At 34.3% G+C, this 12,156-nt stretch carries 12 protein-coding genes and 1 other annotated feature (1 of these 13 running past the window's edge); all 12 genes read left to right on the top strand.

The features are described from left to right. Nucleotides 1-42: a sequence feature (ribosomal protein L21 leader region), on the top strand (it extends 63 nt beyond the left edge of the window). A gap of 13 nt (nucleotides 43-55) precedes the next feature. The 12 genes from rplU to recJ all read left to right on the top strand — a co-directional run bounded on the left by rplU (nucleotide 56) and on the right by recJ (nucleotide 12,140). Then, nucleotides 56-364 (top strand): 50S ribosomal protein L21, encoded by a 309-nt coding sequence (gene rplU / locus FH144_RS04635; RefSeq protein ID WP_103166566.1) that lies wholly within the window; start codon nucleotides 56-58, stop codon nucleotides 362-364. Nucleotides 365-369: 5 nt separating this feature from the next. Next, entirely contained in the window at nucleotides 370-690 is a 321-nt protein-coding gene (locus tag FH144_RS04630) for a ribosomal-processing cysteine protease Prp (RefSeq protein WP_107508058.1), read from the top strand. 11 nt (nucleotides 691-701) lie between these two features. After that, a complete protein-coding gene (rpmA, locus tag FH144_RS04625; RefSeq protein WP_103166568.1) occupies nucleotides 702-986 on the top strand; it encodes a 50S ribosomal protein L27 in 285 nt (94 codons plus the stop codon). A gap of 147 nt (nucleotides 987-1,133) precedes the next feature. Beyond that, entirely contained in the window at nucleotides 1,134-2,426 is a 1,293-nt protein-coding gene (gene obgE / locus FH144_RS04620) for a GTPase ObgE (protein ID WP_242313999.1), read from the top strand. Nucleotides 2,427-2,437: 11 nt separating this feature from the next. Next, nucleotides 2,438-2,893, top strand: a complete 456-nt coding sequence (locus FH144_RS04615) for an ACT domain-containing protein (protein ID WP_242313998.1) — start codon at nucleotides 2,438-2,440, stop codon at nucleotides 2,891-2,893. Nucleotides 2,894-2,905: 12 nt separating this feature from the next. Next, nucleotides 2,906-3,511 (top strand): Holliday junction branch migration protein RuvA, encoded by a 606-nt coding sequence (ruvA, locus tag FH144_RS04610; protein ID WP_198611533.1) that lies wholly within the window; start codon nucleotides 2,906-2,908, stop codon nucleotides 3,509-3,511. Nucleotides 3,512-3,589: 78 nt separating this feature from the next. After that, on the top strand, nucleotides 3,590-4,585 hold the full coding sequence (gene ruvB, locus FH144_RS04605; RefSeq protein WP_242313996.1) for a Holliday junction branch migration DNA helicase RuvB: 996 nt from the start codon (nucleotides 3,590-3,592) through the stop codon (nucleotides 4,583-4,585). A gap of 10 nt (nucleotides 4,586-4,595) precedes the next feature. Next, entirely contained in the window at nucleotides 4,596-5,621 is a 1,026-nt protein-coding gene (gene queA / locus FH144_RS04600) for a tRNA preQ1(34) S-adenosylmethionine ribosyltransferase-isomerase QueA (protein ID WP_242313994.1), read from the top strand. A 19-nt stretch (nucleotides 5,622-5,640) separates the two neighbouring features. Next, nucleotides 5,641-6,780, top strand: a complete 1,140-nt coding sequence (tgt, locus tag FH144_RS04595; RefSeq protein ID WP_242313992.1) for a tRNA guanosine(34) transglycosylase Tgt — start codon at nucleotides 5,641-5,643, stop codon at nucleotides 6,778-6,780. A 15-nt stretch (nucleotides 6,781-6,795) separates the two neighbouring features. Beyond that, nucleotides 6,796-7,056 (top strand): preprotein translocase subunit YajC, encoded by a 261-nt coding sequence (gene yajC, locus FH144_RS04590; RefSeq protein WP_242313990.1) that lies wholly within the window; start codon nucleotides 6,796-6,798, stop codon nucleotides 7,054-7,056. A gap of 374 nt (nucleotides 7,057-7,430) precedes the next feature. Further along, nucleotides 7,431-9,716: a protein translocase subunit SecDF gene (secDF, locus tag FH144_RS04585; RefSeq protein ID WP_242313988.1), complete on the top strand. Its 2,286-nt coding sequence runs from the start codon at nucleotides 7,431-7,433 to the stop codon at nucleotides 9,714-9,716. A gap of 150 nt (nucleotides 9,717-9,866) precedes the next feature. After that, nucleotides 9,867-12,140 carry a single-stranded-DNA-specific exonuclease RecJ gene (gene recJ, locus FH144_RS04580; protein WP_242313986.1) on the top strand — a complete coding sequence of 758 codons (2,274 nt, stop codon included), beginning with the start codon at nucleotides 9,867-9,869 and terminating at the stop codon, nucleotides 12,138-12,140. Nucleotides 12,141-12,156: the final 16 nt, after the last annotated feature.

Below are 12,156 nucleotides of genomic sequence, written 5' to 3'. Positions count from 1 at the left end.
AATTTAGTATGTCACCTGTATATGGCGTGACTTATAAATATAGGAGGTGCAAAGTATGTTTGCTATTATTGAAACAGGCGGTAAACAAATCAAAGTAGAAGAAGGTCAAGATATCTTCGTTGAAAAATTAGATGTTAATGAAGGTGATTCATTTACATTTGATAAAGTTATCTTTGTAGGTGGCGATTCAGTTAAAGTTGGTGCTCCAACTGTTGAAGGTGCTACTGTTACTGCTACAGTTAAAAAACAAGGACGCGGTAAAAAAATTACTGTATTCACTTACAAACGTCGTAAAGACTCTAAACGTAAAAAAGGTCATCGTCAACCATACACTAAATTAACTATTGATAAAATTAACGCTTAATCTCTATGATTACTGTTGATATTACAATAAATGATAGTGGCAAAGTAACAGATGTTATTATGGATGGCCATGCAGACCATGGTGAATATGGTCATGATATTGTTTGTGCTGGCGCTTCAGCAGTTCTATTTGGCAGTGTAAATGCTATATTAGGTTTAACTTCTGAAAAACCAGACATTGACTATGATGATGACGGTGGTCATTTTCATATAAGAAGTGTAGATACAAATAATGAACAAGCACAATTAATTCTTCAAGCAATGCTTGTTTCTTTACAAACCATTGAAGAAGAATATAATGAAAATATCAGATTAAATTACAAGTGAGGTGTATCCCGATGTTGAAATTAAACTTACAATTCTTTGCATCAAAAAAAGGGGTAAGTTCTACTAAAAACGGTCGTGACTCAGAATCTAAACGTTTAGGCGCTAAACGTGCAGACGGTCAATACGTTACTGGCGGTTCTATCTTATACCGTCAACGCGGAACTAAAATCTATCCTGGTGAAAATGTAGGTCGTGGTGGCGATGATACATTATTCGCTAAAATCGATGGCGTTGTTCGTTTCGAACGTAAAGGACGCGACAAAAAACAAGTTTCTGTATATGCAGCAGCTGAATAATTTTGTCTAGTTAACACCAGAAGTGAATGCTTCTGGTGTTTTCTTTTGTTTATAAGTGATTTATCTAAAATGATAAATTTTAAACTGTTAAATATTTAATGATATAATATTGTCATTAATGAATCGAAGGTAAAAGAGGTGAGATATATGTTTGTCGATCAAGTTAAAATATCTCTAAAAGCTGGTGATGGAGGTAATGGCATCACTGCTTATCGTAGAGAAAAATATGTACCATTTGGAGGCCCAGCTGGTGGCGACGGTGGTAAAGGCGCATCAGTTGTTTTTGAAGTGGATGAAGGTTTAAGAACGTTGCTTGATTTTAGATATCAAAGACATTTTAAAGCCAAAAAAGGTGAAAATGGCCAAAGTAGTAACATGCATGGTAAAAATGCAGAAGATTTAGTGCTAAAAGTACCACCTGGCACGATTATTAAAAGCGTAGATACTGAAGAAGTATTAGCTGATTTAGTAGAAGACGGTCAACGTGCTATCGTTGCTCAAGGCGGTCGTGGCGGAAGAGGCAACTCTCGTTTTGCTACACCACGAAATCCAGCGCCAGATTTCAGTGAGAATGGAGAACCTGGTGAAGAATTGGATGTAACGCTAGAGCTTAAGTTATTAGCAGATGTTGGCTTAGTAGGTTTCCCAAGTGTAGGTAAATCAACACTATTGTCCATCGTTTCTAAAGCTAAGCCGAAAATTGGAGCTTATCACTTCACTACTATAAAACCTAATCTAGGTGTAGTATCTACACCTGATAACAGAAGTTTTGTTATGGCCGATTTACCTGGTTTAATAGAAGGCGCATCTGATGGTGTCGGTTTAGGTCATCAATTCTTAAGACACGTGGAACGAACAAAAGTTATCGTGCATATGATTGATATGAGTGGTTCTGAAGGTAGAGACCCTATTGAGGATTATCAAGTCATTAATAAAGAACTTTTAAATTATAAACAAAGATTAGAGGAAAGACCTCAAATTATTGTCGCAAACAAAATGGATATTCCTGAAGCACAAGAAAACTTAGAACGCTTTAAGAAAGAATTAGCGTCAGATGCAATCGTTGTGCCTGTTTCTACAATTACCCGTGATAACATCGATCAATTGTTATATACTATTATGGATAAATCAGACGAAGTTAAAGATATCGACTTTAGTGTAGAAAAAGATGAAGAAGTTGGAGTTAACCGTGTACTTTATAAACATACACCTTCTCAAGATAAATTCACAATTACCCGTGATGATGATGGTGCTTATGTAGTAAGTGGTAACGCGATTGAAAGAATGTTCAAAATGACTGACTTCAATAGTGATCCAGCCGTTAGACGATTTGCACGTCAAATGCGTTCTATGGGTATCGATGATGCTTTAAGAGCGCGAGGATGTAGTAATGGCGATATCGTAAGAATATTAGGTGGAGAATTTGAATTTATAGAATAGGAGTGCTTTAAGTGGACAACAAAGAATATAAAAAGTTCTATTTAATAAGAGAAGATGTTTTACCTGAATCAGTTGTAAAGACTTTAAAAATTAAAGATGCTTTAAAGAATGATTCTGAGCTGTCCATTTATGAAGCCGTGAAAAGATTTAATTTATCTAGAAGCGCATTCTATAAATATCGCGAGACTATCTTTCCTGTGGATGAAAAGATATTTGAACATCGTGAATTTACACTTATTTTGTATGTCAATGATATTGTTGGTATGCTCGCGCAAGTATTAAATACCATTTCTCAATTAGAATTATCTGTATTAACAATTCACCAAAGTGTTCCAATGGAAGATAAAGCGACGATAACATTGTCATTAAGTGCTAAAAACACAACACTATCAATTGACGAAATTATTATAGCTTTAAGAAATATTGAACATGTCTCAAAAGTTGAATTAATAAGTATGAGTATGTAAGGAAGGTAAATCATGTACGCTTATATAAAAGGGCAATTGACCCAATTGTTTCCAACGCACGTTACGCTTGAAACGTCTAGTGGAGTTGGTTATGAAATACAAACACCTAACTCTTATCGTTTTCAAAAATATTTAGATCGAGAAATTACTATTTATACTTCATTAATAGTTAGAGAAGATGCACAATTGCTTTATGGTTTTATTAATGAAGAAGAAAAAGAAATGTTTTTAAGTTTAATCAAAGTGACAGGAATAGGGCCTAAATCTGCGTTAGCGATTTTAGCTACAAGTACGCCTAATGAAGTTAAACGTGCAATTGAAAATGAAAATGATGCATATTTAACGAAGTTCCCAGGTATTGGAAAGAAAACGGCACGCCAAATCGTGCTTGATTTAAAAGGTAAAGTCCAAATTACTGAGGAAACTAGTGAAACCTTGTTTGCTGTTGATGACCAACCTTCAAATAATGAACGTTTAATTAAAGAAGCATTATTAGCGCTTGCTGCTCTAGGATATTCTAAAAGAGAATTGGCTAAAGTTGAAAAAGTACTTAACAAAGAAGCCTTTGAATCTGTTGACGAAGCGGTTAAACTAGGTTTAAAAACATTAGTTTCATAAAAAGGTTAAGGGGATTAGGACATTTTGTCCGCTTCTCCTTAACCCTTAATTATAGATTAATTTACTGGGGGGATAATAATGGAGGATAGAATGGTCGATCAATCATTACATAATGAAGAATCATCTTTCGAGTTCTCGCTCAGACCTACGAAATTAAAACAATATATTGGACAAACTTCTATTAAAAATAATTTAGAAGTGTTTATAAAAGCGGCTAAATTACGTGAAGAGCCACTTGATCATGTGCTTCTCTTTGGCCCTCCAGGGTTAGGTAAAACAACATTATCTAATATTATTGCTAATGAGATGGATGTAAATCTTAGAACTGTATCTGGTCCATCACTAGATAGACCTGGGGATTTAGCTGCAATATTATCTGGTCTACAGCCTGGTGATGTTCTCTTTATTGATGAAATTCATCGTTTGAGTAGTACGGTTGAAGAAGTTTTATATTCAGCTATGGAGGACTTCTTCATAGATATTATCATTGGTAAAGGTGATGAGGCTCGTAGTATTCGAATTGATTTACCACCATTCACACTTGTTGGCGCGACTACACGTGCAGGTAGCTTAACTGGCCCATTAAGAGATCGCTTTGGAGTACATTTAAGATTAGAATATTATAATGAATCAGATTTAAAAGAAATTATTATAAGAACTGCAGAAGTTTTAGGTACTCAAGTTGATGATGAAAGTGCTTCTGAATTAGCTAAACGTTCACGTGGAACACCGAGGGTAGCTAATCGATTATTAAAACGTGTGCGTGATTTTCAACAAGTCAATGAAGATGAACAAATTTATATCGAGACTACTAAGCAAGCCTTAAAACTACTACAAGTTGACGATGAAGGTTTAGATTATATTGACCATAAAATGATGAATTGTATTATAAATCAATATAACGGAGGACCAGTTGGCCTTGATACGATTGCAGTATCTATTGGCGAAGAACGTATAACTATTGAAGATGTATACGAGCCTTTTTTAATTCAAAAAGGGTTTATCGAACGCACACCTAGAGGAAGAAAAGCAACTGCGTATGCATATGAACATTTTAAAAAAACAAAAGAATGAGGGAATAGAAATGAACGTTGAGGAATTTGATTATGATCTTCCTGAATCATTAATTGCTCAGACTCCTTTGAAAGATAGAGATCATAGCCGTTTATTAGTATTAGGACGTCAATCAGGTGAAATTGATCATAAACACTTTACTGACATCATTGATTATTTTAACCCTGGTGACACGCTTGTACTGAACGATACACGTGTAATGCCAGCGCGTTTGTTTGGTCTAAAAGAGGAAACTGGAGCAAAGGTTGAAATGTTAATGCTTGCCCGTATTGAAGGTAATGACTGGGAAGTATTACTAAAACCAGCAAAACGCATTAAAATTGGAAATAGATTATCATTTGGTGAAGGTAAAATTATCGCTGAATGTATTGATGAATTAGAACAGGGTGGACGCATTATGCGTTTACATTATGAAGGTATTCTTGAAGAGCGTTTAGATGAACTTGGAGAAATGCCGTTACCTCCATACATCAAAGAGCGTTTAGACGATCCAGATCGTTATCAAACAGTTTATGCTAAGGAGAATGGATCCGCAGCAGCACCTACAGCGGGATTACACTTTACAGATGATTTATTAGAAAAAATTAAAGCTAAAGGTGTAAACATTGCGTTTATTACTTTACATGTAGGATTAGGTACATTCAGACCGGTGAGTGTTGATAATATTGATGATCATCAGATGCACAGTGAATACTATCAAATGACACAGCAAACTGCTGATTTATTAAACCAAACTAAAGAGCAAGGTCATAGAATTATTTCAGTAGGTACCACTTCTACTAGAACTCTAGAAACCATCCGTCGTGATTATGATAAATTTGTAGCAGTAAGTGGTTGGACAGATATATTTATTTATCCTGGGTTTGAGTATAAGGCTATCGATGGTTTGATAACTAATTTCCACTTACCTAAATCTACACTAGTTATGTTAGTATCAGCGTTTAGTAGTAGAGAAAATATTTTAAATGCTTATAATAAAGCAGTAGAACTTAAATATAGATTCTTTAGTTTTGGAGATGCAATGTTAATTATTTAATGAATGAGAGGTTTATAGTATGCCAGCAGTTACTTATGAACATATAAAAACTTGTAAGCAATCAGGCGCGCGTTTAGGGATTGTTCATACACCACATGGTTCTTTTGAAACACCAATGTTTATGCCGGTTGGAACAAAAGCTACAGTTAAAACAATGAGCCCAGAAGAGTTACGTCAAATGGAAGCACAAATCATATTAGGAAACACGTATCATTTGTGGTTACAACCTGGAAATGATATCATCAAACAAGCTGGGGGTCTGCATAAGTTTATGAATTGGAATGGCCCTATTCTTACTGACTCAGGTGGTTTCCAAGTATTTAGTTTAAGTAATCTTAGAAAAATTTCTGAAGAGGGTGTAGAGTTTAGACATCATACCAATGGTTCTAAACTGTTTTTAAGCCCTGAAAAATCAATGGAAATCCAAAATGATTTAGGTTCAGATATTATGATGGCATTTGATGAATGTCCTCCGATGCCTTCAGAATATAAATATGTTAAAGATTCAATTGAACGTACTACAAGATGGGCTGCACGTTGTCTTAAAGCTCATAAACGTCCTGAAGACCAAGCACTATTTGGTATTATCCAGGGTGGAGAGTATAAAGATTTAAGAGAACAAAGTGCTAAAGAATTGGTTGATCTTGATTTTCCTGGATATGCAATAGGTGGTTTATCAGTAGGTGAACCGAAACCTGTTATGTATGACATGGTTGAACATACAGTTCAATATATGCCAGAAGATAAACCACGCTATCTAATGGGCGTAGGTTCTCCTGATGCACTAATTGAATGTAGTATTCGAGGAATGGACATGTTTGATTGCGTCTTACCAACTCGTATTGCTCGAAATGGTACATGCATGACTTCTAGCGGAAGATTAGTTATTAAAAACGCTAAATTTGCTAATGATTTTGGCCCACTTGATGAAAATTGTGATTGTTACACATGTAAGAATTATTCACGTGCTTATATTAGACATTTAATTAAAGCCGTGGAAACATTTGGTATCCGTCTTACTACTATTCATAATTTACATTTTCTGCTAAAATTAATGGAAAATATTAGACAAGCCATTCGCGAAGATCGTCTATTGGATTTTAAAGAAGAATTCTTTGAGCAATACGGTCTTAATGTGGATAACCCTAAAAACTTTTAATAAGGAGATAACAGAATGAACGTTTCAGCACTTATTTTACCTATTATTTTAATTATAGTGTTTTACTTCTTCTTAATTCGACCACAACAAAAACGTGCTAAAGAGCATCGTGAAATGATTAGTCGAATTGAAGCGGGACAAAGAATTACAACAATTGGTGGTTTAAAAGGAACAGTTAAAGCTGTAGATGAAAGTACAGTAGTGATTACTGTTAACGGTCATGGTACAGAAATGACATTTGAGAAACCAGCAATTAAACAAGTTGATCCTTCTTAATTAAGGATGCAGTATTAATTAAATAGTTATTTGAAAAGCTGGGGCATTTATATAAAGTGTCTCAGCTTTTATATTGTAGGTAAGAATGAACTGAGATGATAGACGTGGTCAAATTGAAATTTCTTCATTTCTAGTGTCAATCTTTGTCATGGTAAGACAAGGGAAGAAGAGTTAAAATCTTTGAACTTATATAAGACTTTTCTCTCAATTCTCATCTCTCAATCATTAACTAAAGACTAAAGTCCTAATTTCACTAAAAGGCATGGTATGTTAATATAGATAAGTCATGTTATATCTATGTAATCTTTTATTAACTTGCGTGTGGTTTATTAAAGGATTATTCTTAGTACATAAGTAAACAATGAGGTGTTCATGTGAAAAAATTTAGTAGGATAATTGCATTCATACTAATTGTCGCCGTACTCTTTGTTGGTATGGGACTTACATATAAGAATGTAGTTAAAAACGTAAATCTTGGACTTGATTTACAAGGTGGTTTCGAAGTGCTTTACCAAGTTAAGCCACTCGAGGGCGGTAAGAAGATTGATGATAGTGCTTTACAATCGACTGCTCAAACCTTGGAAAATCGTGTTAACGTATTAGGTGTATCTGAACCTCACATTCAGGTAGAAGACCCTGATCGTATCAGAGTCCAATTAGCTGGAGTTAAAGACCCTGATGAGGCACGAAATATATTATCCTCTCAAGCGAATTTAACTATCCGTGATGCGGATGATAAAGTTAAATTAACTGGTAAGGATATTGAACAAGGTTCGGCTAAACAAGAATTTAAGCAAGGCACGAACGAACCAGCAGTTACTTTTAAATTGAAAGATCGTGATAAATTTAAAAAAGTAACTGAAGAAATATCTAAAAAGCAAGAAAACATGATGGTAGTATGGTTAGACTTTAAAAAAGGTGATAGCTACCATAAAGAATTAGAAAAACCTGAAGATAAACGTAAATATGTTTCAGCGGCAACTGTTGATCAACCTATTAATTCAGATAGTGTTGAAATTTCAGGTGGTTTCCATGGCCAAGAAGGTGTAGAACGAGCTAAACAAATTGCTGAATTATTAAACGCTGGTTCATTACCAGTTGATTTAAAAGAAGTTTACTCTAATTCAGTTGGGGCTCAGTTTGGTCAAGATGCACTTGATAAAACAATCTTTGCTTCTGCCATAGGTATTGCTATCATTTATCTATTTATGGTTGGATTCTATAGATTACCTGGTTTAGTCGCAATTATTGCGTTAACAGTTTATATCTACTTAACACTTGTAGCATTTAACTTTATTTCAGGGGTGCTTACATTACCTGGTTTAGCTGCCCTGGTATTAGGTGTAGGTATGGCAGTAGATGCCAATATCATTATGTATGAGCGGATAAAAGACGAATTGAGGATAGGCCGAACGCTTAAACAAGCTTATTCTAAAGCAAATAAGAGTTCTTTCCTTACAATATTCGACTCTAACTTAACAACTGTAATTGCAGCAGGCGTACTGTTCTTCTTTGGTGAAAGTTCAGTTAAAGGTTTTGCTACAATGTTGCTATTAGGTATTTTAATGATATTTGTAACTGCAGTCTTCTTATCTAGAGGATTACTATCATTACTTGTATCATCTAATTACTTTAAAAAGAAATACTGGTTATTTGGAGTTAACAAAAAAGACCGTCATGACATTAATGAAGGCGTAGATGTACATGACTTGAAAACATCATTCGAAAAATGGAACTTTGTTAAACTAGCCAAACCGTTAATTGGAGCCAGTGTACTTATATTAGTTGTCGGTATTATTATCTTAAGTATTTTCAAATTAAACTTAGGTATCGATTTCTCTTCTGGTACACGTGTGGATATTAATTCAGACTCGAAATTAACACAAACTAAAGTAGAACGTACCGTTAAGGACTTAGGGCTTAACCCAGACCAAGTTCAAATAAATGGTAATGGTAATAAACAAGCTACTGTTCAATTCAAAAAAGACTTATCTAAAAATGAAGTTGTAAAACTTAACAAAAAGGTTAACGACGAATTTGGACATAAACCAACTGTAAATACAGTATCTCCAATGATAGGTCAAGAATTAGCTAAGAATGCTATGAAAGCACTTCTTTATGCAGCCATTGGTATTATCATCTATGTATCACTACGATTTGAATGGAGAATGGGACTATCTTCTGTCCTAGCATTATTACATGACGTCTTTATGATTGTTGCGATATTCAGTCTATTCCGTTTAGAAGTAGATATCACGTTTATAGCAGCAGTACTTACAATTGTAGGTTATTCAATCAACGATACCATCGTTACATTTGACCGTGTAAGGGAAAACTTGCATAAGATTAAAGTAATTACTAAACCGGAACAAATTGATGATATTGTTAATAGATCAATTCGCCAAACGATGACGCGTTCAATCAATACTGTATTAACAGTAATTGTAGTTGTTATAGCAATCCTCATCTTTGGTGCATCAAGTCTATTTAACTTCTCGCTAGCGTTATTAATTGGACTAGTTTCTGGTGTGTTCTCTTCAATCTTTATCGCAGTGCCACTTTGGGGCATTATGAAGAAACGACAACTGAAAAAATCAGACGATGGCAAATTAGTTGTTCATAAAGAGAAAAAATCAAACGATGAAAAAATATTAGTTTAGTCATCTAAAGTAAATAAGTCAGCCTCGAACATTTATTAAAATGTTCCGGGCTGATTTTTTATGTCAAAATTCACTCTATTAAATTGGATTTGCTTTTTATTTACTATATTTTTAGGTATAATGGCTTTTGAAAAAAGGAAGGATAATTGTATGATTAAATCTAAATATAACTGGCTTTATGAACCACCAACAGAATATATCAGTGAAGACTTAGTTAAACGTTATAAATTAACGCCAATTATTAAAAAAGTACTTGAGAATAAATCTATTGTCCAAGAAGAAAATATTAAAGAAGTATTTTCAGATACAACAATTAATCACGACCCTTGGCGCTTAAGCGATATGGATAAAGCAGTCGAGCGTATTAATGAAGCTATAGATAAAAAGGAAAGAATATTAGTTTATGGAGATTATGATGCGGACGGTGTGACATCTACTACTATTTTAGTGAGCACGCTTAAAACATTGGGAGGTGAAGTAGGTTGGTACATTCCTAACCGCTTCACAGAAGGCTATGGTCCTAATAAGCTAGCTTTTCAAAATGCCTATGATGAAGGCATTTCGCTCATTATTACGGTTGATAATGGTATTCAAGGACATGAAGAAATTAAAATGGTACAAGAATTAGGTGTAGATGTAATTGTGACAGACCACCATGAAATCGGACGTACATTACCTGAAGCGTATGCGATAGTTCATCCAATGCATCCTGAATTCGACTATCCTTTTCATTATTTATGTGGTGCTGGAGTAGCATATAAACTATCTCAAGTATTACTAGATAATCCACCTAACTATTTCGTTAGTCTAGCTGCTATTGGAACGATTGCAGATTTAGTCTCATTAACAGATGAAAATCGTACAATTGTAAAACAAGGTCTAGCCAATTCAAACGACTACTGTCCACCTCAAATTAAAGCCATGCTTAATCAGGCCGGTTTTAATGACACTATTAATGAGGAGACGGTAGGTTTTATTATTGGACCACGACTTAATGCGGTAGGACGATTAGAAGATGCCTCATTAGCTGCAGAGTTATTGATGTCTGAGGAAGAAGAGGAAGCGGAATTCTTAGCTGAACAAGTCGAACATTTTAATGCCGAGCGAAAAGAAATTGTAGCTCAGTTAACAGAAGAAGCATTAGCTATGGCTGAAGAAAAAGTTAAAGATGGGCGACGATTTTTACTTCTAGCTAAAGAAGACTGGCACGAAGGCGTATTAGGAATCGTAGCTTCTAAAGTTGTCGAAACCTATGTGTTGCCAACATTAATTTTAAATATTGATTTAGAACAAAATCATGCGAAAGGTTCCGCTCGTAGTATTGAACAAGTGTCAATGTTTGAAATATTAAGTGCTCATCAAGACTTAATATCTAAATTCGGCGGCCATCACATGGCTGCTGGCATGACGATGGATATTGAAAACATAGAAGAATTAGAACAAGGCCTTAATGATTGGATGGCACAGTTAGCAGAACATACATCACTAGCACCTACTAAGCGTGTAGCAGTAAAACTTGATGAAGCGGATATAACGGTTAAGAACATAAGAGATATTCAAAAATTGAGTCCATATGGAACAGACTTTGAGAAACCGTTATTTGAATTAGATAATAGTGATGTGATTGATGCAAAAGCAATAGGTAAAGATAATAAACACCTTAAAATAACGACAGGTCAACTTCGCTTACAACATCTTTACTGGAATAATGGTCATCTTGCTTCACAAATTGAATTAGGGCAACCGATTAGTTTGTTAGGACATTTACAAATAAATGAATGGAATGGTAATCAATCGCCACAATTTATTATTCAAGACCTTGCCACGAATGATGAACAGATTTTAGATTATCGTAGTAAACGTAAGCAACTTAATTTAGATTCAAATGATCATCAAACTGCATTTATTATCCATCCTAAAATGGAAAAAATAAATGACAATTACTTTTATTATGGTGAAACGATAGGCGAGGGATACGAAATTGTGGTACTTAGAGACTTGCCTCAAGATTTAGAAAGTATCATTCATAGCTTGAATGGAATCAATTACTCACAAATGTATGTAGTGCTACAACATCAATTATCTATTTACTTTGAAGGTATACCGAGTCAAGATATATTTAAAAAATGTTATAAAGCACTTATTAATAAACAAGAAATGAATTTAGAAAAAGAGGGTATGTTATTATGCCAATTTCTAAACATTAAACCCAATATTTTAAAATTTATATTAAAAGTGTTTATTGAATTAGGCTTTATTATTGATGATAATGGTATAATTAAAATAAACAATAATCCTAATAAGCAAAATATTGAAACGAGCCAAACTTATCAAGCACGATTATCACGAATAGAAGTTGAAAAACGTTTGTTGTATGATGATTTTTCACAGCTTAAACAATGGATAGAAGCTCAAAAGGGTTAATTTATAGGGAGGACAC

Source organism: Staphylococcus sp. acrmy, assembly GCF_022690565.1.
Lineage (GTDB): Bacteria > Bacillota > Bacilli > Staphylococcales > Staphylococcaceae > Staphylococcus > Staphylococcus caledonicus.
This window is presented reverse-complemented; position numbering and strand designations above follow the sequence as displayed.